17 protein-coding genes, 2 pseudogenes and 1 riboswitch are annotated in these 23,454 nt (G+C 66.1%); of the genes and pseudogenes, 7 read left to right on the top strand and 12 right to left on the bottom strand.

Annotated elements, in window-relative coordinates:
* Positions 1-45: 45 nt before the first annotated feature.
* Positions 46-3,370, top strand: a pseudogene (locus tag WH5701_RS11145) (glycoside hydrolase family 15 protein).
* Here the strand turns inward: WH5701_RS11145 and WH5701_RS11150 are convergent.
* The 4 genes from WH5701_RS11150 to psaC all read right to left on the bottom strand — a co-directional run bounded on the left by WH5701_RS11150 (position 3,331) and on the right by psaC (position 8,052).
* Positions 3,331-4,338 carry a Gfo/Idh/MocA family protein gene (locus WH5701_RS11150; RefSeq protein ID WP_006172460.1) on the bottom strand — a complete coding sequence of 336 codons (1,008 nt, stop codon included), beginning with the start codon at positions 4,336-4,338 and terminating at the stop codon, positions 3,331-3,333. The pseudogene WH5701_RS11145 and the gene WH5701_RS11150 sit on opposite strands and share 40 nt — an antisense overlap.
* Before the next feature lie 102 nt (positions 4,339-4,440).
* Positions 4,441-5,703 (bottom strand): hemolysin family protein, encoded by a 1,263-nt coding sequence (locus tag WH5701_RS11155; RefSeq protein ID WP_037981285.1) that lies wholly within the window; start codon positions 5,701-5,703, stop codon positions 4,441-4,443.
* A 29-nt stretch (positions 5,704-5,732) separates the two neighbouring features.
* Positions 5,733-7,658 carry a glutamine--fructose-6-phosphate transaminase (isomerizing) gene (glmS, locus tag WH5701_RS11160; RefSeq protein ID WP_006172462.1) on the bottom strand — a complete coding sequence of 642 codons (1,926 nt, stop codon included), beginning with the start codon at positions 7,656-7,658 and terminating at the stop codon, positions 5,733-5,735.
* Between the two features lie 148 nt (positions 7,659-7,806).
* Positions 7,807-8,052 (bottom strand): photosystem I iron-sulfur center protein PsaC, encoded by a 246-nt coding sequence (gene psaC, locus WH5701_RS11165; protein WP_006172463.1) that lies wholly within the window; start codon positions 8,050-8,052, stop codon positions 7,807-7,809.
* A gap of 148 nt (positions 8,053-8,200) precedes the next feature.
* Here psaC and acpP point away from each other — a divergent pair, with 148 nt between their 5' ends.
* From acpP to WH5701_RS11185, 4 genes are all read left to right on the top strand, one after another.
* A complete protein-coding gene (gene acpP, locus WH5701_RS11170) occupies positions 8,201-8,443 on the top strand; it encodes an acyl carrier protein (RefSeq protein WP_006172464.1) in 243 nt (80 codons plus the stop codon).
* An 8-nt stretch (positions 8,444-8,451) separates the two neighbouring features.
* Positions 8,452-9,699, top strand: a complete 1,248-nt coding sequence (fabF, locus tag WH5701_RS11175) for a beta-ketoacyl-ACP synthase II (RefSeq protein ID WP_006172465.1) — start codon at positions 8,452-8,454, stop codon at positions 9,697-9,699.
* Between the two features lie 65 nt (positions 9,700-9,764).
* Complete coding sequence (gene tkt, locus WH5701_RS11180) at positions 9,765-11,777, top strand: transketolase (RefSeq protein ID WP_006172467.1); 2,013 nt, start codon at positions 9,765-9,767, stop codon at positions 11,775-11,777.
* Positions 11,778-11,812: 35 nt separating this feature from the next.
* Positions 11,813-12,913 carry a glycosyltransferase family 2 protein gene (locus tag WH5701_RS11185; RefSeq protein ID WP_006172469.1) on the top strand — a complete coding sequence of 367 codons (1,101 nt, stop codon included), beginning with the start codon at positions 11,813-11,815 and terminating at the stop codon, positions 12,911-12,913.
* A gap of 204 nt (positions 12,914-13,117) precedes the next feature.
* Here WH5701_RS11185 and WH5701_RS16875 read toward each other — a convergent pair whose 3' ends face one another.
* From WH5701_RS16875 to ruvB, 7 genes and pseudogenes are all read right to left on the bottom strand, one after another.
* Positions 13,118-13,921 carry a phytanoyl-CoA dioxygenase family protein gene (locus WH5701_RS16875; RefSeq protein WP_232201869.1) on the bottom strand — a complete coding sequence of 268 codons (804 nt, stop codon included), beginning with the start codon at positions 13,919-13,921 and terminating at the stop codon, positions 13,118-13,120.
* A 1,306-nt stretch (positions 13,922-15,227) separates the two neighbouring features.
* Positions 15,228-16,645: pseudogene (gene thiC, locus WH5701_RS11195) on the bottom strand (phosphomethylpyrimidine synthase ThiC).
* A 95-nt stretch (positions 16,646-16,740) separates the two neighbouring features.
* A riboswitch (TPP riboswitch) is annotated at positions 16,741-16,868 on the bottom strand.
* Between the two features lie 32 nt (positions 16,869-16,900).
* Positions 16,901-17,533 (bottom strand): HEAT repeat domain-containing protein, encoded by a 633-nt coding sequence (locus tag WH5701_RS11200; RefSeq protein ID WP_006172479.1) that lies wholly within the window; start codon positions 17,531-17,533, stop codon positions 16,901-16,903.
* A gap of 26 nt (positions 17,534-17,559) precedes the next feature.
* Positions 17,560-17,820: a DUF3188 domain-containing protein gene (locus WH5701_RS11205; protein ID WP_255143606.1), complete on the bottom strand. Its 261-nt coding sequence runs from the start codon at positions 17,818-17,820 to the stop codon at positions 17,560-17,562.
* Positions 17,817-19,040: an amidohydrolase gene (locus WH5701_RS11210; RefSeq protein WP_006172481.1), complete on the bottom strand. Its 1,224-nt coding sequence runs from the start codon at positions 19,038-19,040 to the stop codon at positions 17,817-17,819. The genes WH5701_RS11205 and WH5701_RS11210 overlap by 4 nt, the downstream gene beginning before the upstream one ends.
* On the bottom strand, positions 19,037-19,915 hold the full coding sequence (locus WH5701_RS11215; protein ID WP_006172482.1) for a tetratricopeptide repeat protein: 879 nt from the start codon (positions 19,913-19,915) through the stop codon (positions 19,037-19,039). Before WH5701_RS11215 ends, WH5701_RS11210 begins: the two co-directional genes overlap by 4 nt.
* Positions 19,915-20,994 (bottom strand): Holliday junction branch migration DNA helicase RuvB, encoded by a 1,080-nt coding sequence (gene ruvB, locus WH5701_RS11220; RefSeq protein WP_006172483.1) that lies wholly within the window; start codon positions 20,992-20,994, stop codon positions 19,915-19,917. The genes WH5701_RS11215 and ruvB overlap by 1 nt, the downstream gene beginning before the upstream one ends.
* 59 nt (positions 20,995-21,053) lie before the next feature.
* Here ruvB and smpB point away from each other — a divergent pair, with 59 nt between their 5' ends.
* Positions 21,054-21,551 carry an SsrA-binding protein SmpB gene (smpB, locus tag WH5701_RS11225; protein ID WP_006172484.1) on the top strand — a complete coding sequence of 166 codons (498 nt, stop codon included), beginning with the start codon at positions 21,054-21,056 and terminating at the stop codon, positions 21,549-21,551.
* A 33-nt stretch (positions 21,552-21,584) separates the two neighbouring features.
* The gene (locus tag WH5701_RS11230) at positions 21,585-22,583 is read left to right on the top strand and encodes an SIS domain-containing protein (protein WP_006172485.1); all 999 of its coding nucleotides are present in this window, start codon (positions 21,585-21,587) and stop codon (positions 22,581-22,583) included.
* Between the two features lie 4 nt (positions 22,584-22,587).
* Here the strand turns inward: WH5701_RS11230 and kdsB are convergent, their stop codons facing one another.
* Positions 22,588-23,430 (bottom strand): 3-deoxy-manno-octulosonate cytidylyltransferase, encoded by an 843-nt coding sequence (gene kdsB / locus WH5701_RS11235; protein WP_006172487.1) that lies wholly within the window; start codon positions 23,428-23,430, stop codon positions 22,588-22,590.
* Positions 23,431-23,454: the final 24 nt, after the last annotated feature.

The following is a 23,454-nucleotide window of genomic DNA, read 5'->3' on the forward strand; positions in this document are numbered from 1 at the left end:
ATCTGCAGCGCAGATGCCTCGATCAACCTCGCAGCCAGGCCGACCATGACGAGCGAGTGGACCAGCGACGGAGCCCTGGAGCCTCCCCTTCAGGAGCAGCTGGGGCCGCGCCAGCTCAGCGATGAGGACGCCCACGAGCTGCTTAGCCACCTTGACAGCCAGATCGAGAGGGTGGTGCTGGCACGCCAGGATCCCATCACCGGGCTGCTGCCGGCCAGCACCTCCAACACGGTGCACGGCAACTACGGCGATGCATGGGTACGGGATTGCGTCTATTCGATCCAGTGCGTCTGGGGGTTGGCCCAGGCCCACCGCCGCCTGAATGGGCCCTGCACCAGGGCCCATGAGCTGAACCAGCGGGTCCTGCAGCTGATGCGGGGCCTGCTCACCGCCATGCTGCGCCAGGCAGCGAAGGTGGAGCGCTTCAAGCGCAGCCTCGACCGGCTCGATGCCATCCACGCCAAGTTCGACACCGGCACGGGCAACCCCGTGGTGCCAGACGACGGTTGGGGCCATCTGCAGCTCGACGCCACGGCCCTCTATCTGCTGCAGCTGGCCCAGCTGACCCGGGCAGGGCTGGTGGTGGTGCAGAGCAGCCACGAGCGGGATTTCCTGCAGAACCTCGTGTATTACGTGGCCCGGGCCTACAGGATCGCCGACTACGGCATCTGGGAGCGGGGCGACAAAGGCAACCACGGCGAACCGGAACGCAACGCCAGCTCGATCGGCCTGGTCAAAGCGGCCCTGGAGGCCCTGGAGGGCCTCGACCTCTACGGCCCCCATGGCGACGGCAGCTGCTGCCTGCACATCCCCCATCCGGCGATCGTGCGTCTGCGGCGGGCCCTGCAGGCCCTGCTGCCACGGGAGTCGTCCAGCAAGGAAGTGGACAGCGCCTGCCTTTCGGTGATCGGTTACCCCGCCTGGGCGGTGGAAGACCCTGAGCTGGTGGAGCGCACGCGCCGCAAGATCCGCCGTGACCTCGGCGGCGCCTACGGCTACAAGCGCTTTCGCCGTGACGGCCACCAGACCCTGGTGGAGGACCATGAACGGCTCCACTATGAGCCCGAGGAACTGGCTCAGTTCGAGGGGATCGAGTGTGAATGGCCCCTGTTCTTCGCCTATGAGCTGATCACAGCCTGCTGTGAGGAACGTTGGGGGGGAGGCCTGGCACTGGCGGCGGCGCCTGGAGGCGGTGAGTGTGGACGTCGATGGCGTGCCCGAGCTGCCCGAGCTCTACCTGGTGCCGGCCGACGCCATTGACGCGGAGCGGCGCCATCCCGGCAGCCAGGAGCGGATCGCCAATGAGAATGTGCCCCTGCTCTGGGCCCAGAGCCTCACCTGGCTGGGGGACCTGCTGCTCAACGGTCTGCTCAGTCCAGAGGATATCGATCCCAGCCACCGCCGCCTGCCGGCCCCCCTCGGCGCCGAGCGGGTGCTGGTGGCCCTGGTGCCTGAGAACGACGCCATCGCCGCGGCGCTGGAGCAGGCCGGTCTGCCGGTGACCCGCCCCCAGGGTTCGGTGCGGGTGGCCAGCTCCAGGGAACTGGGCCGACGCATGGCCTCGGTGGGAGCGAACGTCAGGCTCGGCCTCAGTGGCTATCCGCCGGTGCGGATGGAAACCATGGCGACGGCCCTGATGTACCGCAGCCCCGCTGGCCGTGGTCAGAACGGCACCGGCGACGAGGTGATGGCCTTCCTGCCCTCCGTGCTGGAGGAGGGCACCTTCTATCTGGCGGACGACCCGGAGCAGCTGGTGGATACGGTGACCAGCGAGCTGCGACTGCTGCAACGGCAGTGGCGCGGCGATGGCCTGCCCCTGCTGCTGATTCCGCTGGCGTCCAGCCCGTTCCAGCGGGATCCCGCCACCCTGATCCGCATGGGTGAAGCCCTGCGCAGTGGCCAGGTTGAGGGCGTGCCGGTGCAACTCGATCGCCTCGAAGCGCTGATCGATCAGGTCTGCTGGGAGGAGCTGCCGCCACCCCAGGAGCAGCCCCTGGCGAGGCGCAGCCAGCCGGCCGCCCCGGTGCTGCGCAACAGCACCAGCCAGCAGCCTCTCACGATCCAGCAGGAGCAGGAACTGGAGGACATCGCCATCCCCGGCCTGGCGGATCTGCTCTGGCGCAGCACCTCCCTGCCCGAGCAGGCGGAGGTGCTGGAGCAGCTGGTGCAGCGGCTGGGGCAGAGCGCGATCCTGCAGGGTCCATCCAGCGCCGGACCGCTGAAGCTGCAGGCGCTGGTGGAGGAGATCTACCGACGGGGCCTGGCCGAAGGTGACTGGAACGTGGTGCGGCGCTGCGCCGGCCTGATGCAACTCGTGCATCCTCAGCTGGAGGATGCCCTCACAGACATCCTGGTGCGCCAGAAGCAGGTGGTGGTGGGCCGCAACTACACCCGCGAGTCGCTGATCAGCCAACCCCAGGGCAGCGCCATGATCGGAGCGATGATCCGCCGTTTCAGTGGAGAGGACGGCCGGGAGTGGATGCTGCAACAGGAGCTGCTGCTGGCCCTCGACGGGCTGGCCCGCTCGGAGCCGGCACTGCTCAGCGGCAGCCTGACGATCCAGCTGGGGCAGCTTTTGCTCCTGCTCACCGGTGAGCTCGCCGCCGAGCTGGATCTCACCGCCGACGACGCCTTCGAAGCCCTCTGCGATCTGCCGCCCCACGCCATCCGGCGACGCCTGCGCACGGTGCTGGAGGATGTGGACCATGCACGGGAGGCTCTGCGCCGCAAGGAACAGCTCCACCTGAGCGGGCGGGTGCGCTGGGAGGTGCCAGATCCCCTCGACGATCTGCCCCTGGGAAGCGGCTGCGGCTGGATGCAGCACCGACAGCGCCTGGGCGCCCTGCAGCGGGTCCCTCGCGACTTCTACGCCGGCATCTGGGATCTGCTCCACCATTGCCGCGGACTGGTAATCGGCGACAAGCTGGAGCGGCGCAACCGGCTCGAGAGCGAACCCCTGCTCTCGGAGAAGACCCCGGGAGAGCGCAACTTCGCGGCCCTGGTGGACCACCTGCTCAGCAAGATCGAAGCGCCTGAGTACCGCCAGCTCTGCACCGAGACCCTGCTCTCGCTGGTGGTGTTCGTGGGTGCCAACCCCCAGGTGCGCTTCGACGACTACCTGGCCCTGGACGTGGTGATCGGCCACGCGGTGCGGGTGGGCTGGCAGCAGACCCACCCGGAGCTGGCCGGGGAGGACTACGCCAAGCGGAAATCAGCCGCCTGGGATCTCTTCTACACCTCTTCACCGGCCCGCTGCCGCCGCTGGCAGATCCTGGCCCTGCGTGACCTCACCGAGAACGAGACTGAAGACGTGGACGAGGAGACGGCCGTTCAGATCGGTGCGTCGAGGGCCATGCAAAGCGAGGGCTGATCCACTGCCAGCTCGATCAGGTTGGCCAGCATCAGGGCCCTGGAGGCCTGCTGGCCATCGACGGCCGGCACCTCGCGGCCGCGCAGGCAGAGCAGGAAGTGCTCCAGCTCAGCATAGAGCGGCTCGATCGAGGTGGTGCTCACTTCCTCGATGAAACCATCGTTGCGATACAGCAACTCGCCGTGGTCGGCGGAGATCCACTCATGGGCGCGCCGGTGGATGTGCAGCCGGCGGTTGAGGAAATCGGTTTCCACCAGGCTGGCGCGGCAATGGGCGCTGAGGCTGCGGATCTTGCGGTGGGCCATCTTGCTGGCCGTGAGGCTGGCCACCACCCCATTGCTGAAACCGAGGGTGGCATTGACGTAATCGATCGGGCCATCGGAACTGCGCCCACCCGCCGCCGCCAGCCGCACCACCTGCGAACCAGCGAGCTCGAGCACCAGGTCGATGTCGTGGATCATCAGATCGAGCACCACCGACACATCGTTGGCGCGATCGGCATGGGGACTGTGGCGCCGTGCCTCCAGCACCACCACTTCCTCGTTCGCCACCACCTTGAGCAGTTCGCGAAAGGCGGGATTGAAGCGCTCGATATGGCCCACCTGAAGCTGTCGTCCCGCCAGTTCCGCAGCCCCGATCAGTTCGCTGGCCTCCTCCTGGCTGGCGGCGATCGGCTTCTCGATCAGCACATGCAGGCCGGCCTGCAGGCAGGCCATGCCCACCCGATGGTGCAGCAGGGTGGGCACGGCGATGCAGACCGCCTCGACCTCAGGCAGCAGATCGTCGAAGTTCTCGAACCAGCGGCAGCCGAACTGCTCGACCGCCAGCTGACCGCGACGCTGATCGGGATCAGCAACACCAACCAGCTCGGCGTCCCGCAGCAAGCTCAGGACCCGAGCGTGGTGCCACCCCATGTTGCCGATGCCGATGACCCCCACCTTGACCGGGGTGATGGGATCGCTGCTCATCGCCGCACCAGCTCACCCGCCAACGTGATCTCCCGCCGCTCCAGTGCAGGCATTATCAACGATCATCCGCTCCGGCGGCTCCATCGATGGTGAGGAGTCGCCTCAGGCGGAGCCGCGCCGGGTGATCTGAACCCGCTCGATGCGGGGACCGTCCATGGAGCTGATCTCGAACTGGTGCCCCTTCCAGCGCAGGCTCTCGCCGGGGGCGGGGATGTGCTGCAGGCGCTCGAGCATGAAGCCGGCCAGGGTGTGGTGGCCGTCGGCCTCCGGCAGGGAGAGGTCGAGCTGGCGGTTGAGCTCGAAGATCTCCAGATCGCCGGCCACCAGCCAGGTGTCGTCCTGAAGCCGCTGCAGATTCTGGCGGATCATGACCAGATCGTCCTCATCGCCGACGATCTCGCTGGTGAGATCAGCCACCGTGACCAGGCCCTCGGTGCCGCCGTGTTCATCCACCACGACCAACAGGGGCTGGCCACTGCGGATCAGCGGCAGCAACACGGCCAGAGACACCGTTTCCTGCACCCGTGCCACCGGATTGATGTAGGGAGCCAGGAGCGTGTCGCCCTGCAGAAGCCCCTGGGCGATCGGTTCGGCCAGGCGGCGCAGGTCGAGCACACCGCGCACATCATCGAGCGACTGACCGATGACGGGGAAACGGGCGTGGGCAGTGGCGTGCACCGCCTCCATCATCTCGGCGAAGGTCACCTCCAGGGGCAGGGTGACCATGCCGGAGCGGGGCACCATCACCTCACGCACCTGGGTGTCGCGCAGTGAGAACACGCCTTCGAGGATGCTGCGTTCATCCGGCAACAGACCGGTGACGCTGTTGGATTCAATCAGGGTTTCCAGCTCGCCGGCGGAGAGGGCGGGCACCAGTTCATCCCAGTTGCGGGGCAGGCCCAGGAGGCGCAGCAGGCCATTGGCGAAACGCTCCACCAGGATCAAAAGAGGCCAGAGGGTGCGGATCACCCACTCCAGCAACGGTGCCAGCTGCAGGGCCGAGCTCTCCGGCCGGTGCATCACCCAGGCCTTGGGAGCCACTCCGCCGATCACCGTGGCCAGCCCGACCAGGGCCAGAAACACCAGCACATCGACCCAGAGGCGCTCGCCCCCCGGATCGAGCCGCACCGCCAGACCGCGGCCTCCCCAGCCGAGGGCCACCATGGCCAGGGCTGCCCCCAGCTGAGTGGCCACCAGCACCCGGCGCAGCCTCTGCTGCAGCCGCTCCACCGAGAGGGCCCCGCCGTGGCCGTCGGCGGCGAGCACCTTGACCCGGCTCGGCCGCAGATGAATCAGGGCGAACTCGCCGGCAGCGAAGAAGGCCAGCAACGCCAGCAGAGCCAGCAGCAGAACGAGCAGGCGCATGGGAAAGAGAGCAGCAAGCAGGTTGAGATTCACTCCACGGTGACGCTCTTGGCCAGATTGCGGGGCTGATCCACATCAAGGCCGCGGTGGGCGGCGATGTGGTAGCTCAGCAACTGCATCGGAATCACCGTCAACAGGGGGCTGAGCAGCTCATCCACCTCCGGCACTGGCAGCAGCACATCGAAGATTTCCGTGTCAGGGCCGCGCGGGGCCACACCGATCAGCCGGGCATCGCGGGCCTTGGCCTCCTGCGCGTTGGAGAGAACCTTGTCGAAGACGGTGCCGGGCACCGCGATCGACACCACAGGCACCCGCGCGTCGAGCAGGGCGATGGGGCCGTGTTTCATCTCGCCGGCCGGGTAGCCCTCGGCGTGGATGTAACTGATCTCCTTGAGCTTCAGGGCCCCTTCGAGGGCGATCGGGAAGTTGATGCCACGGCCCAGGAAGATCACATCCTGGGTGTCGGCGAACTGGTGGGCCAGCTCGGCGCAGAGCAGATCCTGCTCCTCCAGCAGCGCCTGCAGCTGGGCGGGCAGGGCCCGCAGCCCGGCCACCAGCTCGAGCAGCTGGGCCGGGGAGCGGCTGGAGCGGCGCTCGGCGAAGGAGAGGGCCAGGCCGTAGAAGGCGAGGAGCTGACCGAGGAACGTCTTGGTGGCGGCCACACCCACCTCGATGCCGGCGCCGATGTCGAGCAGGTGGGGCACCAGGCGGCCCAGGGAGCTTTCCGGCCGGTTGGTGATGCCCAGCAGCCTGGGGGCGAAGGCCGGATCCGCGATCAGTTCCCTGCGCTTCTGCTCCATCTGCAGCGCCGCCAGGGTGTCGGCGGTCTCGCCCGACTGGGTCACGCCGATGGTGAGGGTGTGGGGCATCAGCGGCGGTGGCGCGTAACGGAATTCGCTGGCGTAGTGCACCGCGGTGGGCAGACCCGCCAGCTGCTCCAGCAGGTAGGCCCCCACCAGGGCCGCATGGCGACTGGTGCCGCAGGCCAGGATCTGGATCCGCTCCACCCCGTCGAAGAGCTGATCCTGGAGCGGCAGGGCCACCAGCGACGGGGTGCCGGGCACTCCCGGCGATTGGGTCGGGAGATGGCGGGCCACCCAGAGCGCTGCCGTCTCCGGCTGCTCGTGGATCTCCTTATGCATGAAGTGGCGAAAGCTGCGCTTGTCCGCCACGTGTTCGGTGCCCTGCAACAGGCTGGGGGCGCGCGTCACCCGCTCTGCCGAAGGCCCGTAGAGCTCGATGCCCAGCGGGGTGAGCAGCGCCGTTTCGCCGTCCTCGAGGGGGAGGATGGTGCGGGTGAAGCCCGCCAGGGCAGGGGTGTCACTGGCGCAGAGGAATTCCCCCTCCCCCAGACCGATCACCAGAGGCGCCTGGCGGCGGGCCACCACCACCGCTTCGGGGGCGTCGGCCCAGACCACCGCCAGGGCATAGGCCCCGTGCAGCTGGGGCAGCACCTGCTGCACCGCCTCGAGCAGCAGCTGGGGTGAAGGCTGGCGGCCCGAGCGCTGAAGCTCCACCAGCGTCCGTGCCACCAGGTGCGGGATCACTTCGGTGTCGGTGTCGGAGCGGAAGTGAACCCCCTCGGCCTGAAGAGCCTCTCTGAGCAGACGGTGGTTCTCGATGATGCCGTTCTGAACCACGGCAAGGCTGCCGCTGCCATCGAGATGGGGGTGGGCATTGCGCTCCTCCGGCTTGCCGTGGGTGGCCCAGCGGGTATGGCCGATGCCGCAGTGGCCCAGGGCCCCGTCGGCCTCATAGCGGGCGGTGAGGTTGACGAGCTTGCCCTCGGCCCGCAGCAGGGTGAGCCGCCCGGATGGGTGGCCGCTGCCGGTCTTCAGCGCCTGGACGGTGGCGATGCCGGCGGAGTCGTAGCCCCGGTACTCGAGCTGGCGCAGCCCCTCCAGCAGCAGGGGGGCCGCCTCACGGGAGCCGATGACCGCAACGATGCCGCACATGGCTGAGGGGCCGGACTTCGGCTGTTTCTAAAGGATCACCGCCCGCGCGACTAGCCCGCTGGCGCTGCGGCGGAAGGCATGGGCGCGGCCTGCAGCCATGAAAAAGCCCGGCGAAGCCGGGCGGATTGGCACAGAGCGGGTACGGGCCTCAGTAGGCCAGGCCCATGCTCCGGCTGGTTTCATCTCCGAGATAGACACGGATGCTGAGGAAGTCGGTGGGGCAAGCGGTTTCACAGCGCTTGCAACCGACGCAGTCTTCGGTGCGAGGCGATGAGGCGATCTGGCCAGCTTTGCAGCCGTCCCAGGGAACCATCTCGAGCACGTCGAGAGGACAGGCACGGACGCACTGGGTGCAGCCGATGCAGGTGTCGTAGATCTTGACTGAATGGGACATGCCCGGCCAAAGAGCGAACGGCGTCCGGTCAAAGTACTCAAACCGGCCGGAACTCCAGCCTCAGGGACCCCAGGCCGTCACCCTTTTTCATACGGGCCAGGGGGCCGTCCAGGGCGACCCGTAGGATGCGGCCTCCGACACACCGGCCATGTCACAGGAAGCGATCTTCGAGAAAGTCCGTTCGATCGTTGCCGAGCAGCTCAGCGTCGATGCCGCTGAAGTGAAGCCAGAGTCGAACTTCCAGAATGATCTGGGCGCCGACTCGCTCGACACGGTGGAACTGGTCATGGCCCTGGAAGAGGCCTTCGACATCGAGATTCCCGACGAGTCGGCCGAAGGCATCACCACCGTCGGTGACGCCGTCAAGTACATCCTGGACAAGCAGGCCTGAGGGTGTCGATGGTGGAGGGTCTCCGCCGTGTCGTGGTCACGGGCCTCGGCGCGGTCACACCGATCGGCAACGACGTCTCCCAGTACTGGGAAGGGTTGCGGCTCGGCTCCAACGGGGTGGCACCGATCACCCTGTTTGATGCTTCACGGCATGCCTGCCGCTTCGCGGCCGAGGTGAAGAACTTCGATCCCAGCGGGATGCTGGATCGCAAGGAGACCAAGCGCTGGGACCGTTTCTGCCAGTTCGGTGTGGTGGCCTCCAAGCAGGCGGTGGACCAGGCGCAGCTCCTGATCGACGAAAGCACGCAGCACCGCATCGGTGTGGCGATCGGCTCCGGTGTGGGCGGGCTGCTGATGATGGAAAGCCAGGCCCATGTGCTCGCCGACCGGGGACCTGACCGGGTCAGTCCGTTCTGCGTGCCGATGATGATTCCCAACATGGCGGCTGGGCTGACCGCGATCGCCCTTGGGGCCAAGGGTCCCAGCACCGCCGTATCCACGGCCTGTGCGGCTGGATCCAACGCCATCGGCGATGCCTTCCGTCTGATCCAGCTCGGCCTGGCCGACGCCATGATCTGCGGCGGAGCCGAATCGGCGATCACGCCCCTGGGGGTGGCTGGCTTCGCCAGTGCCAAGGCTCTCTCCTTCCGCAACGACGACCCCGCGACCGCCAGCCGACCCTTCGACGCCGAACGCAACGGTTTCGTGATCGGTGAGGGCTCAGGAATCCTGGTGCTCGAAAGCCTGGAGAACGCCCGCGCACGGGGGGTAGAGATCCTCGCCGAGGTGGTGGGCTACGGCATGACCTGCGACGCCCACCACATCACTTCCCCGACTCCGGGGGGCCTCGGTGGCGCCGAAGCGATGCGGCTGGCCATGGCCGATGCACGCATTGAGCCCGAGCAGGTCGACTACGTCAATGCCCACGGCACCAGCACCCAGGCAAACGACAGCAACGAGACCTCCGCGATCAAGGCGGCCCTGGGTGAGCACGCTTATCGCATCCCCGTCAGTTCGACCAAGTCGATGACCGGGCACCTGCTCGGCGGCAGCGGCGGCATCGAGGCGGTGGCCGCCGTGCTGGCGATAGGCCACAACCTCGTACCACCTACCATCAATTATCAAAATCCGGATCCGGCCTGTGATCTGGATGTCGTGCCCAATCAGGCGCGGGAACAGAAACTCAACGTCGTGCTCTCGAATTCGTTCGGATTTGGCGGCCACAACGTCTGCCTCGCCTTCCGTCGGATGCGCTGAAGGCCTGGCATTGCCAGCTCTCCGCCGCCCGGAACGCCTCACTCCACTCACTCCTCCCCCCAACCATGGTCGCCGCCCCCACTGTGGACACCCTGTCCGTCGACAACCTCTGCGTCAACAGCATTCGCTTCCTGGCGATCGACGCGATCAACAAGTCCAACTCGGGGCACCCCGGCCTGCCGATGGGCGCGGCACCGATGGCGTATGCCCTGTGGGACAAGCACCTGCACCACAACCCGGCCAACCCCAAGTGGTTCAACCGCGACCGCTTCGTGCTCTCGGCCGGCCATGGCTGCATGCTCCTCTATGCGCTGCTGCACCTGAGCGGCTACGACAGCGTTTCAATCGAGGACATCAAGCAGTTCCGTCAGTGGGGCTCCAAGACCCCCGGCCACCCCGAAACCTTCGAAACCCCCGGGGTTGAAGTCACCACGGGGCCCCTTGGCCAGGGCATCTCCAATGCCGTTGGTCTGGCGATCGCCGAGGCCCATCTGGCCGCGAAATTCAACCGACCGGACGTCTCACTCGTCGATCACCACACCTACGTGATCATGGGCGACGGCTGCCACCAGGAGGGGATCTCCGGTGAGGCTGCGTCCCTGGCCGGGCACCTGGGCCTGGGCAAGCTGATCGCCCTCTACGACGACAACCACATCACGATCGACGGCAACACCAAGGTGTCGTTCACCGAGGATGTGCTCAAACGCTACGAGGCCTACGGCTGGCACGTGCAGCATGTGGCCGATGGCAACACGGACATCGACGCGATCGGGAGGGCGATTGAAGCGGCCAAGGCCGTCACCGACAAGCCCAGCCTGATCAAGGTCACCACCACTATCGGCTACGGCTCACCCAACAAGGCCGACACCGCCGGGGTGCACGGCGCCGCTCTGGGCGCTGAGGAAGCCGACCTCACCCGCAAGTCTCTGGGCTGGAGCTACGGCCCGTTCGAAGTGCCCGAAGAGGCCTACGAACAGTGGCGCAAGGCCCGCGAACGCGGCGCGGCCTTGGAGGCTGAGTGGGACAACATCCTCGCCGCCTACCGCAGCGAGTACCCCGCCGAAGCCGCCGAATTCGAGCGGATGCTGCGCGGTGAACTGCCCCAGGGCTGGGACAGGAATCTGCCCCGCTTCACCCCCGAGGACAAGGGCCTGGCCACCCGCCAGTACTCCTACAACGTGCTCAATGCGATCGGCCCCGACCTGCCTGAGCTGATCGGTGGTTCCGCCGACCTCACCCACTCCAACCTCACCGACATCAAAGGTGAAGGCAGCTTCCAGAAGGGCAGCGAGGCCAACCGCTACCTGCATTTCGGTGTGCGCGAGCATGCCATGGCGGCGATTCTCAACGGTATTGCTTATCACGACAGTGGCCTGATCCCCTACGGTGGCACCTTCCTGGTGTTTGCCGGCTACATGGTGGGCGCCATGCGCCTCTCGGCCCTGAGTGAGCTGGGTGTGATCTACGTGCTCACCCACGATTCGATCGGCCTCGGCGAAGACGGCCCCACCCACCAGCCGGTGGAAACCCTGGCCTCGCTGCGCTCGATCCCCAACTTGCTGGTGATCCGCCCTGGCGATGGCAACGAAACCAGCGGCGCTTACCAGGTGGCAGTGACCAACCGCAAGCGGCCCACGGTGCTGGCCCTCAGCCGCCAGGCGATGGTGAACCAGCCCAACTCAGCGCCTGAGCATGTGGCCAAGGGCGGTTACATCCTTGAAGACAGCAACGGCAGCCCCGACCTGATTCTGATCGGCTCTGGTACGGAACTCGATCTCTGCGTCAAAGCCGCCAAGGAGTTGCGCGGCCAGGGCCACAATGTGCGCGTGGTCTCGATGCCCTGCGTGGAGCTGTTCGAGGAACAGGACGCCAGCTATCGCGAGTCGGTGCTGCCTGGCGCGGTGCGCAAGCGCCTGGTGGTGGAAGCCTCCGGCTCCTTCGGCTGGCACAAGTACGTCGGCCTCGACGGTGACACCGTCTCGATCGACCGTTTCGGCGCCTCCGCCCCAGGGCCCGTGTGCCTGGAGAAGTTCGGCTTCACCGTGGAAAACGTAGTCGCCAAGGCCAAGGCGCTCTGAGCAGCGCGCACTCCACAACCCAGGCCCTTGAGCTGATGGGCACCCGTGAACGTCTCTCGATCGTTCTGCCGACGTACAACGAACGGCAGAACGTCGGGAGGATCCTGGAGGAACTGCTGCCGCTCAAGCAACGCTTCGATCTCGAAGTTCTCTTCGTCGACGATGACTCGGCGGATGGCACGGCCGATCTGGTCAAGCAGCTGGCCCATGGCCAGACCGGTGTGCGCCTGATCCGCCGGGTGGGGCGCGCCGGTCTGGCCAGTGCCATCAAGGAAGGCATTCTCGATGCCACCGGCGATGTGATCGTGGTGATGGACTGCGACGGCCAGCACGAGCCGGCCGCCGTGGAGGCAGCGGTGGAGTCCCTGCTGAGCACGGGAAGCGATCTGGTGGTGGGCAGCCGCTTCCACCCCGAGGCCGCCATTCATGGCCTGAGTGAGAAGCGCACCCGCAACTCCACCTGGGCCAACACCATCGCCCGCTTCAGTTTGCCGGGCTACCGCCGGCTCACCGATTACATGAGCGGCTTTTTTGCGCTCCGGCCCGATGCCGCATTGCGCTTTGTGCGGCGAGTGGATGTGAATGGGTTCAAGTTTCTCTACGAACTTCTCTCGATCAGCCGCGGTTCGCTGCGGGTGAGTGAAATTCCCCTGCGCTTCCAGGCCCGGGTAGCCGGGGATTCCAAGCTGGATCTGGCGATCGTCTGGGATCTGGGGGTCTCGATCCTGCACACCCTTCTGCTGCGCTCCATTCCCCGGCGCGCCATCAGCTTCGCCCTTGTGGGTCTCAGCGGTGTGGCGGTTCAGATGCTGGTGGTGCAGGCACTGATGGGTGGAACGGGGCTAGTCTTCAAACAGGCGCTGCCGATCGCGGTGGTGGTGGCCGCCAGCTCCAACTATCTGATCAACAACGCCCTCACCTTCCGATTCCAGCGCCAACAGGGATCAGCGCTGCTGAAGGGCCTGCTTAAGTTCCTGTTGGTGGCCTCCCTGCCGGTCCTGGCGAATGTGGGCGTGGCCTCCACCTTTTACAACCTGGTGTCCCGCAACACGTTCTTGGCGCAACTGGCCGGCATCTTGGTGGTGTTCGTATGGAACTACGCGGCGTCCTCGCGGTTCGTTTGGAACACTCCGTAGCCGTCCAGCTAAAATCAATAACTCCAGGGCTAACACGTCCCGAAATATACAGACTCCCTATCCTATATTAACATCTCTTTTCCCGCTAATTCCCGTGGAGTCATAATAGACAAGGGCCGGCTCAGCAAATGCATGAATCACCATACTCATTCGCGTCTGATCCATGATTTTTCGAGGAGATCCTCCATGTATCAGATTTTCTTGCTAAATCAAGACATCACCAGCCCTAGGCAAGAAAGTCTGCGGACATAAACAAGCATTATCGGCGAGCAATTTTTTTATTGCCGGGGTAAAGACAGCGCCAAACTTGCTGTAGTCACCATCTTCCGAATCGACTTTTGGAACTCCATGGGATGAACATAAAACCGCTGGGAGAAGATGCGATCCTGGATAATAGAATAGCTCTCCGGAGCCAGGCACAACATCTTCTAGCGCAACCCATACCCCACACATAAGCCCCCTAGGGAATGGAGTCAGGTGAATTGTATCCTGATGGGCATCCTGAGTTGATCCATTGATAAAGGTCAAGCTCTGGCAAGGGAACGCTTGGCAGCCAAACAAATCACTAACTACATCATAGATTAGCTTAGACGAATAGATAGCATTAAGAGAATTCAAAGAAGTATGCAGATTAACAATACGGTTGCTGCTTCCGCGCACAAAACCGTGACTTTCGGTGGCGCAGACTTTATTCAGAGAGTTGCGAGCGGCTTCGATTATACGCTTGCTAAAAAGACCTTCGAGCTTTATGTAGCCATTGCTGTCAAAGTCTGATATCTGCTGAGGGCTTAAAGCACGGGGGTTTAATTTATTCCTATGCCTCAATGGATAGTTGCTGTCTTGCAGTGTATTGGGCAACGGCAAAAAATAAGATGAGTCAAGGCTGTTGACTATAATTGCCAGATCCGGATTAGCTCTAAATTCGCTACGCAGCAATTGCGATACGTCAGAAGAACCGTTGCGAACATCTATCCGGCTGACAGTCGTGGCAACCTTTCCAGAATTCAACTCAGTAATTGATATTGTTAGCTTATATTCGCCGTCGTCTAAAAAATAGCTATTAAAGAAGATCTTGCCATTAAATTCTGAATCTACAACTGAAGCAAATGACTTGACCCCTCCCTTTGCCCCCTCGCTGGTCGCGTCCCTTTGCGTGGCGTAAAAGCTGAAGGGTCGCCACTCGGGGCTCCAGCACGGTGAGCCCCTTCACGCGACACGCTCCTAGCTGCGTATCAACCGTTGATTAAGATAGCTAGCAACATTGACCAGGCAACGACTGAGTTAAGCCGCTACCCATAATGGCGTCGGCTCCAAGAATTGTCAGGTCGCATCACGCTGACTCAATGAGGGACTTCAACTGAGCAAGCCCCTTACCTACAAGAGCTGCATGCTCCTCTCAAAGAGCTGACTCATGAAACCGGACGGATCAAAGAAAGTGATCATGAACTCACCGCTGCTGCCACTGGGAACCACACGCGCCAGAACAGTCCAGCTTGCGTCAGGCACGCTGAAGCCATGTTCTAAGAATTACCAATTCAAGGCTTGGACTGATACGCAGCTTCACCATGCCCGCTGGGGCCTCCCTATCGCACCATACATCATCAGCTCGATTGGCCAACATCACAATGACAATGGCTTACCGTGACTAGCCAAGAACATCATCAAAAATCTGAAAATGCGGTTTACAGTTGCTTTGACAGAGGTGCCCTTAGCTATTGAGCATAAGATCATCTTGCAGCTCTTCACTGAATTGAATCTCGGCCCTGGCCGCAATTAGAGTGCTCACGGATGCTCTCAGAGAGTCTGCGACGAGCTACATTACTTGCCAATGAGCTGGCCGCATGAGCGCGGGCTGATCCATAAGACCGAATGGAATCACGACAGGATCATTAGGTACCAAGATCGGTGCCGCAAGCCGCTTGCTCATTTAGTCACAGGCGGAATTGAAAGGGCCCATGATCAAGAAGATGAGTCGAACGAAAGATCCTTGATCGATCAGAACAATCAGATCTGAATCAGACGGATGGAAATTGTTGGATAGCTGCCCCTCAAGGTGGGAAGCTTTGCCAAGGTTCCCGAGTTCCATCCGGTCACCATCCCCCAGCGTCATCAAGGCAGGGTGGCCATCAGGGGAGATCGGAATCCCTCGCCTTGCTGCAGTCCTGGGTGAGCCCAAGGCCCTCCCCCAACAGCAGAAACGCGCTGAAGAAGACCACGGCAACCACCGCCCAGTCCCACCGGGCTTTGGCCGATGTGTCAGGCCACTGCCCGATCACCTTGACCACCAGCATCCAGATCCCCAGGGAAGCGGGGCTCAGACGGCCGCCGGCTCTGCAGGGTTCTTCTGGATGGCCGGGCGCTCGCCCTGCGGGTCCTGCTGGGCCGCCAGCACCTCCTCCAGACCGGCCAGATCCTCGTCGGTGATCTTGGTCTGCATCGGGCAGTGCTTGGGCCCGCACATCGAGCAGAACTCGGCCTGCTTGTAGATGTCAGCCGGCAGGGTTTCGTCGTGGTACTCGCGGGCTCGTTCGGGATCGAGGGAGAGCTCGAACTGCTTGTTCCAGTCGAAGGCGTAACGGGCGCGGCTGAGTTCGTCGTCGCGGTCGCGGGCGCCGGGTCGGTGGCGGGCGATGTCGGCGGCGTGGGCGGCGATCTTGTAGGCGATCAGGCCCTCACGCACATCCTCGGCGTTGGGCAGGCCCAGGTGCTCCTTCGGGGTCACGTAGCAGAGCATCGCCGTGCCGTGCCAGCCCGCCAGGGCCGCGCCGATGGCGCTGGTGATGTGGTCGTAGCCGGGGGCGATGTCCGTCACCAGGGACCGAGCACGTAGAAGGGCGCCTCGCTGCACTCCTCCATCTGCTTCTTGACGTTGAACTCGATCTGGTCCATCGGCACATGGCCGGGACCCTCCACCATCACCTGGATGTCGTGCTCCCAGGCGCGGCGGGTGAGCTGCCCCAGCGTCTTGAGTTCGGCCAGCTGGGCGGCATCGGAAGCGTCGTGCTGGCAGCCGGGCCGCAGCGAATCGCCCAGGGAGAAGCTGCAGTCGTAGCGCTTGAAGATCTCGATGATGTCATCGAAGCGCGTGAACAGCGGGTTCTGCTTGTGGTGGTAGAGCATCCACTGGGCCAGGATGCCGCCGCCGCGGCTCACGATGCCGGTGAGGCGGCCCTTCACCAGGGGCAGGTGCTCGATTAGCAGGCCAGCGTGGATCGTCTGATAGTCGACGCCCTGCTGGCAGTGCTTCTCGATGATGTGCAGGAAATCATCGGCATCGAGCTTCTCGATCGAGCCGTGCACACTCTCCAGCGCCTGATACACCGGCACCGTGCCGATCGGCACCGTGGAGGCGTTGATGATCGCGGTGCGCACTTCATCGAGGTTGACGCCGCCGGTGGAGAGGTCCATCACCGTGTCGGCGCCGTATTTCACCGCCAGGCGCAGCTTGGCCACCTCTTCATCGAGATCGGACGCATTCGGAGACGCGCCGATGTTGGCGTTCACCTTGCAGCGGCTGGCGATGCCGATCGCCATCGGCTCCAGGTTGGTGTGGTTGATGTTGGCGGGAATGATCATGCGGCCCCGGGCCACTTCCTCCATCACCAGCGATTCGGGCAGGTTCTCCCGCTTGGCCACATAGGCCATCTCCTCGGTGATCAAGCCCTGGCGGGCGTAGTGCATCTGCGACACGTTGGCGTTGCCGCGACGCTTCTCAATCCAGGCGCTACGCATGATCGACTCGAGAAATGGGGCGTTCGGACCGGGGGCCGCTGGGAGGCGAGGGCACAACTCCGGATCCGGGCGCCACCGGGACCAATTGGACCGCGGTTGCATTCGGGACACTTCCCTGCGCCGGCATGACCCGGATCAGGTTCGGAGGGTGTGATCTCAGCCGGGGCCAGAAGCGGTCTTCCGTTGGGAAGTGTGCTCGGGCCGGGCACCCCTAGTGACGCCTAAAACCTAGCAAGCCTGGCCAGAAACGGACTCTCAGCCCTGAAGGCCATTGAGGGCCGCCGCCACCACCCGATGGTCGGAGTCCTGCTGCAGGCCGCTCAGGCGCAGCCGCGCCGTCTCGGCGATCGCCAAGAGTTCCGTACTGGCGCCAGCATCCCGGATGATCCGGCCCAGAATCTCGCTACCGCCCACCCGCACGCTGCCATCGGCATCGGCGATGGCCATCTCGGCCAGCTCCAGCAGCACCTGGGTCTCGATCCCCGGCTGCTCCGCCAGGGCCGAGAGGATGCTGCAGCGCACCAGCCACTGGTCGTCGGCCGCGAACGACTGGCGCAGCAGCGGCCAGGCCCGCTCCACCCCGTAACTGGCCAGGGCGTTGGCGGCCTCGGCGCGCACGTTGGCATCCTCATCACCGCTGAGGGCCGCCGTCAGCGCCTCCCAGCCGGCCTCGTTGCGCTTCACCCCAAGGCCCGCGCAGCTGATCGAGCGGACGATGAACGGCTCTTGCTCCAGGCCCAGCAGCAGCAGCGGCACGGCCTGCTCCACCTCCAGCCGCCGCAGCCCCACCAGGGCTGGCAGGGCGCGGGATGGATCACCAGAGACGATGGCCTGGCGAATCTCTTCGGGGTTCAGGCCAGCCGGGCTGGCGGAGTCTGGATCGGCCATGGCCTGGACTCAGGGTTGGGGTGGCTTCACCCTCCCACGCCGTTCACGCGACCGCTGCCAGGGGCCTGCGCCGGTGTCGCCTGCTGCAGCGCCTCCAGCAGAGTCCGCCGCCGCCGGGCCCGGCGCACGCCACTGCTCACCAGCAGCCCGCTACCGATCAGCAGGGCTGGCACCGCCTCGAGCCGCTGGTTGCCGCGGCGGGAGGCCATGCTCACCAGCGCCAGCAGGATCAGCAGCGGGGCCGAAAGGGCCAGCACCATCCTCAGGGCAGGACGGGAGCGGCTCAAGCCTGGCGCTCCATCCAGAGAAGCAGGCTGAGGGTGAGCACCTGCACGCCCACGGCCAGGGAACCCTCATCGGGATTGAAGGCGCCGTTGTGCAGGGCCGCGCAGCCCTTGGCCCCCGCCACCCCCAGCCGGAACATCGAGCCCGGCGCGGCGCTGAGCAGCTGAGCGAAGTCCTCGGCCCCCAGAGACGGTTGATCCAGGCGCAGCACCTGCTGGTGGCCCAGCAGGGCCTGAGCGGCTTCTTCGACGATGTCGGTGAGGCCGGGGTCGTTGTGCACCGGTGGCGAAATGCAGCGGTAGCTCACGCGGGCCTCGCCGCCGTACCCCCGGCAGATGGCGTGGACGGTGTCCTCGATCCAGCCCGGCAGCTCGGCGTGCACGGTGGTGTCCAGGCAGCGGACTGTGCCCAGCAGGCGCACATGGTCGGCGATCACGTTGAACGCCTTGCCCCCCTCGATCCGCCCGAAGCTCACCACCACCGGGTGCAGGGCATCGAGCCGGCGGCTGATCGCCTCCTGCAGGCCACTCACCACCCGGGCCGCGATCCAGATCGCATCCGTCGACTGGTGGGGCCGGGCCCCATGGCCCCCTTCCCCCAGCACCTCCACCTCCAGTTCGCCGGCGGCGGCGGTGAGGCTGCCGCTGCGCACCCCGATCGTTCCCACCTCCAGGCTGGGGAACACATGCAGCCCGAACAGGGCCTGCACACCCTCCATGGCGCCATCGGCCAGCATCCAGGCCGCCCCCTGGGCCGTTTCCTCCGCCGGTTGGAACAGCAGCCTCACCCGCGCGCTCAGTTGTGCGGCCAGGGGCGCGAGCAGCCGCGCCACACCGAGCCCCACGGCGGTGTGCAGGTCGTGCCCACAGGCATGCATCAACCCCTGCTGGCTGGAGGCGAAGGCCAGGCCGGTCCGTTCCTCCACCGGCAGGGCATCCATGTCGACCCGCACGGCAACCAGCGGCGCCCCCACCGGTCCCAGCTCGCCCACCACACCGGTGCGGCCGACCCCTTCGCGCACCTGCCAACCGAGCAGGCGCAGTTCACCGGCCACCAGGGCCGCCGTCTGGTGTTCGGCGCCGCTCAGCTCGGGGTGGGCATGGACATGCCGGCGCAGACCGATCAGCTCGGGCGTGGCCTGCTCCAGAGCCCTGGCCAGATCCAGCCGCTGCCACAGATCAGCCGCGGTGCCGCTGGAACGGGGTGGGGCGGCAGAACTCATCGCTGGACCAACTGGAGAAAATCTTCGAGAGCCTCAACCGGCCCCGGAGGCCAGCGTCGAATCTCCAGCAACCATTCTGGCTGGCGGTAGCGGGGATCCAGGCCTGAGGCCGCCGCCCAGTTGCTTTCCGCTTCGCCGGCGGCGCCCTGTTGCCAGAGCAGAGCCGTGAGGGCCGCCCGCGCGTCAGCGAAAAGGGGATAGCGGCGCACCAGCTTGCGCAGTTCCCGCTCCGCCTCGGCCGGCTCCCCAAGCTGAAAGGCGGCCAGGGCCGCGCTTGAGCGGGCCATGGCAAAGCCCGGCCGGGCCGCCGCCGCCGCCTCGAAGCAGTCCCTGGCCTGATCCCAATGGCCAAGGGAACCCTGCACATTGCCGAGGTTGTAGAGGGCGGAGGCCTCCTCGGGATTCCGCTCGAGGATCCAGTGGTAATCGGCGGCGGCCCGGTCCCACTGGCCCAGGGCCTCTTCGGCGGTGCCACGGTTGAGGTGGGGATCGGGGTTGATCGGATCGAGCGCCATCGCCCGCTCCTGATCCGCGATCGCCGCCTCGGCCCGCCCCAGGGCCAGTTGCACGTTGCCGTGGTTGCTCCAGGCCGCGGCATCGTTGGGGGCCTGCTCCAGCACCTGGTCCCAGAGGGGCAGGGCATCACCGAAGCGGCCCTCGCGGCTGGCCCCGAGGGCCGCTTCGAACAATTGCGGCAACGGCTGGGAGCGCTGCGGGGTTGCAGGCGGCGCTGGTGCAGCGGGGCTGGCCCAGAGCGGTCCCGGTGCCGGCAGCAACAGCAGAACCAGCCCCAGACCGGCCGCTAGCAGGCCCATTCCCATGGCCCGCAAGCCGGTTCCGCAGCTGAACAGGAGACGCTGACGCCAGTTGTGCATCAGGCGGCCTCCGGCCAGCTCAGATGGCGCCGTGCCGCCTCGGTGGCCACCCGGCCCCGGGGGGTGCGTTGCAGAAAGCCAAGCTGCAGCAGAAACGGCTCCACCACGGTTTCCAGGGTGATCGGGTCTTCGCCGAGACCAGCGGCCAGGGTGTCGAGGCCCACCGGGCCACCGCCGTAGCCGCCGAGCAACAACTCCAGCAGGCGGCGATCGCTGGCATCGAGGCCACGGTCATCCACCCGGTGCAGGCTGAGGGCCTCGGCCACAAGGCCCGGGCCGATGCGCGCCTCCCCCTGAACGCTGGCCACATCGCGCACCCGCCGCAGCAGCCGGTTGGCGATGCGGGGGGTGCCGCGGCAGCGGCGGGCCACCTCCACGGCCGCCTCCGCTTCCAGCACCAGACCGATCAGCCCGGCGGCCCGCTCGACGATCGCTTGCAGATCGTCGACGGTGTAGAACTCCAGCCGCTGGATCAGCCCGAAGCGGTCGCGCAGGGGTGAACTGAGGGCTCCGGCCCGCGTGGTGGCGCCCACCAGGGTGAAGGGGGCCAGCGGCACCGCCCGGGTTCGGGCGGTGGTGCCCTTGCCCACGGTGAGATCGAGGCGGAAGTCCTCCATCGCCGGATAGAGCAGTTCCTCGGCCACGCGGTTGAGCCGGTGGATCTCGTCGATGAACAGCACCTCGTTCGGGCGCAGGTTCACCAGCAGACCGATGATGTCGCGCGGGCGCTCCAGGGCGGGTGCACTGGTGATGCGGCAGCGAACCCCCAGTTCCTCCGCCAGCACCAGGGCCATGGTGGTCTTGCCGAGGCCGGGGGGGCCGTAGAGCAGCACATGATCGAGCGCCTCGGCCCGCTGGCGCGTGGCCTCCACAGCAATGCCCAGCACCTGCTTGAGCTCGCTCTGGCCGATGTAATCACTCAGGCGCCGCGGCCGCAGCCCGTCCTCCCGGTTGGGCAGGGGGGCTTCCTCTTCGGCCGTAAACGGATCCTGACTGGGGCTGGTCTTCTGCTGGCGCGGATCCAGCAGCCGCGGTGGCGGCTGGGCGCCGGATCCGGCTGCAGAGGAGACGATCGCCATGGCCCTGACAGTAGGCAGGCCAGGCCGTGGATAGGGTCAGCTCAGCAGAGGGGAGGTCGATGGCCAAAGGCGCGGGCAAGAAGGCGGCCAGAGCAGCACGGGATGCCTCCAACCGGTTGCTGGCCGACAACCGCTTCGCACGCCATCAATACGAGATCCTCGAAACCCTGGAAACGGGCATCGAGCTGGTGGGCACCGAAGTGAAGTCGATCCGGGCGGGCAAGGCCAATCTGCGCGACGGCTTCGGCCTGATCCGCAACGGCGAACTGCAGCTGCACAACGTGCACATCTCGCCCCACAGCCACGCGGGTGCCTACTTCAACCACGAGCCCCTGCGCACCCGCAAGCTGCTGGCCCACCGCCGCGAGATCGACAAGCTGCGGGTGGCCCTCGACCAGAAAGGTCTCACTCTGGTGCCGCTGAACCTGCACCTCAAGGGCTCCTGGATCAAGCTCACCCTGGGGCTGGCCAAGGGCCGCAAGCTGCACGACAAGCGCCAGGAGGAGCGCCGCAAGGACGCCGACCGGGAGGTGCGCTCCGCCCTGGCCCGCCTCTAGCCATACAGTCCCCAGCAGTTGCGGGGCACTGGGATGTCGGCACTGACGCGCTGTCTGCAGGAAGAGGCGGCCGCCATCGCCGCCGCCGCCGGGCGCCTCGATGCCGAGCAGGTGGATGCGGCCCTGGTGCTGCTCGACCGCTGCGCCGACCAGCGCGCCAAGCTCGTGATCACGGGCGTGGGCAAGAGCGGCATCGTGGCGCGCAAGATCGCCGCCACCTTCTCCTCGATCGGGCTGATGGCCCTCTACCTCAACCCCCTCGACGCCCTGCACGGGGATCTGGGGGTGGTGGCCCCCGAGGACGTGGTGCTGCTGCTCTCCAACAGCGGCGAGACCCAGGAGCTGCTGGAGATCCTGCCCCACCTGCGCCGCCGCGGCACAGGCCGCATCGCCCTGGTGGGCCGGGTGGCCTCCAGCCTGGCCCGGGGCTGTGAGGTGGTGCTGGATGGCTCCGTCGACCGGGAAGTGTGCCCCCTCAACCTCGCGCCCACCGCCAGCACCGCCGTGGCGATGGCGATCGGCGATGCCCTGGCGGCGGTGTGGATGGAGCGGCGCGGCATCTCACCGGCCGATTTCGCCCTGAACCATCCAGCTGGAGCCCTGGGCAAGCAACTCACCCTCACCGTGGGGGATCTGATGGTGCCCACCGCCAAGCTCCATCCCCTCGAGGAGGGCGCCAGCCTCAGCGAGGTGATCGCCGGGCTCACCGGCGATGGGGTGGGAGCCTGCTGGGTGCGCCGGGCCGACAATGACTCCCTGCTGGCCGGGCTGATCACCGACGGCGACCTGCGCCGGGCCCTGGAGCAGCACGCACCCGCCGCGTGGGGTGAGCTGCGGGCCACCGATCTGATGACCATCGACCCGATCACCGTGGCGGCAGATCTGCTGGCGGTGGAGGCACTCGAGCGGATGGAGCGCAACCGGCGCAAGCCGATCGGTGTGCTGCCGGTGCTGGGCGAGGGGGGGCCGATGCTGGGGTTGCTGCGGCTTCACGATCTGGTGCAGGCGGGCCTGACCCCGTCGGCCAGATGAACTCTCAGCCGGCAGCGGCCGCCGCGATGGCGCGGGCCTGCTCCAGCTGCTCGGCGGTGTCCACAGAGAGGAAATCACCATCCACGGGGAAGGTGCCCACCGGGATGCCGGCCTCGATCAGCCGCAGCTGCTCGAGCTTTTCGATCTGCTCCAGCGGAGAGGCGGGCAGGGCGCTCCAGCCCGCCAGCACATCGCCCCGGTAGCCGTAGATCCCCACATGGCCCCAGTAGGGCGCGTGCTGGGGCCAGTCGGCGGGCTCAACGCCGCGCACATGGGGCAGGGCCGAGCGGGAGAAGTAGAGGGCGCGGCCGTCTGCCGCCAGCAGCGTCTTGACCACATTCGGGTTGTGCACCTTCTCCGCCCCCATCCGGTACACCGGTGTGAGCACGGAAGGGGCCGGTGTGGTGCTGGCAAAAGCCTCCGCCATCGCATCGATCACCGCCGGATCGATGAAAGGCTGATCCCCCTGAACGTTGATGATCACCGTGCGGGCGGGATCAACCGGGGCAGCGTCCGGCCCGGCGACTGCCGCCGCAGCTTGGGCCATGAGCGCGTCCACCACCGAAGCGAGGCGGTCGCTGCCGGAGCTGCAGGAGGCCGCCGTCATCAGCACGGGGAAACCCCAGCCGCCTGCCTCCTGGCGCAGCAGATCGCTGTCGGTGCAGAGCACCACCGCTGAGGCCCGCCGCGAGCGCCGGCAGCACTCCAGCACCCGCCGCAGCATCGGCTGCCCGCCGATGTCGGCCATCACCTTGTTAGGCAGGCGAGAAGACTCGAGCCGGGCTGGCACCGCCACCAGGCAACGCCAGGGGGCCGCTGCCTCCTGCTGCAGGTCCGCCTCGTTCACCGCTGCTGCCGGCCGCTGCTGCGG

The sequence above is a fragment of the Synechococcus sp. WH 5701 genome (assembly GCF_000153045.1).
In the GTDB taxonomy this organism is placed as follows: Bacteria; Cyanobacteriota; Cyanobacteriia; order PCC-6307; family Cyanobiaceae; genus Regnicoccus_A; species Regnicoccus_A antarcticus.

Bases quoted from the DNA above. Each gene is read 5' to 3' on its own strand.
- WH5701_RS11150 (WP_006172460.1), bottom strand. From the start codon at position 4,338: ATGAGCAGCGATCCCATCACCCCGGTCAAGGTGGGGGTCATCGGCATC.
- WH5701_RS11155 (WP_037981285.1), bottom strand. From the start codon at position 5,703: ATGCGCCTGCTCGTTCTGCTGCTGGCTCTGCTGGCGTTGCTGGCCTTC.
- glmS (WP_006172462.1), bottom strand. From the start codon at position 7,658: ATGTGCGGCATCGTTGCGGTCATCGGCTCCCGTGAGGCGGCCCCCCTG.
- psaC (WP_006172463.1), bottom strand. From the start codon at position 8,052: ATGTCCCATTCAGTCAAGATCTACGACACCTGCATCGGCTGCACCCAG.
- acpP (WP_006172464.1), top strand. From the start codon at position 8,201: ATGTCACAGGAAGCGATCTTCGAGAAAGTCCGTTCGATCGTTGCCGAG.
- fabF (WP_006172465.1), top strand. From the start codon at position 8,452: ATGGTGGAGGGTCTCCGCCGTGTCGTGGTCACGGGCCTCGGCGCGGTC.
- tkt (WP_006172467.1), top strand. From the start codon at position 9,765: ATGGTCGCCGCCCCCACTGTGGACACCCTGTCCGTCGACAACCTCTGC.
- WH5701_RS11185 (WP_006172469.1), top strand. From the start codon at position 11,813: ATGGGCACCCGTGAACGTCTCTCGATCGTTCTGCCGACGTACAACGAA.
- WH5701_RS11200 (WP_006172479.1), bottom strand. From the start codon at position 17,533: ATGGCCGATCCAGACTCCGCCAGCCCGGCTGGCCTGAACCCCGAAGAG.
- WH5701_RS11210 (WP_006172481.1), bottom strand. From the start codon at position 19,040: ATGAGTTCTGCCGCCCCACCCCGTTCCAGCGGCACCGCGGCTGATCTG.
- WH5701_RS11215 (WP_006172482.1), bottom strand. From the start codon at position 19,915: ATGCACAACTGGCGTCAGCGTCTCCTGTTCAGCTGCGGAACCGGCTTG.
- ruvB (WP_006172483.1), bottom strand. From the start codon at position 20,994: ATGGCGATCGTCTCCTCTGCAGCCGGATCCGGCGCCCAGCCGCCACCG.
- smpB (WP_006172484.1), top strand. From the start codon at position 21,054: ATGGCCAAAGGCGCGGGCAAGAAGGCGGCCAGAGCAGCACGGGATGCC.
- WH5701_RS11230 (WP_006172485.1), top strand. From the start codon at position 21,585: ATGTCGGCACTGACGCGCTGTCTGCAGGAAGAGGCGGCCGCCATCGCC.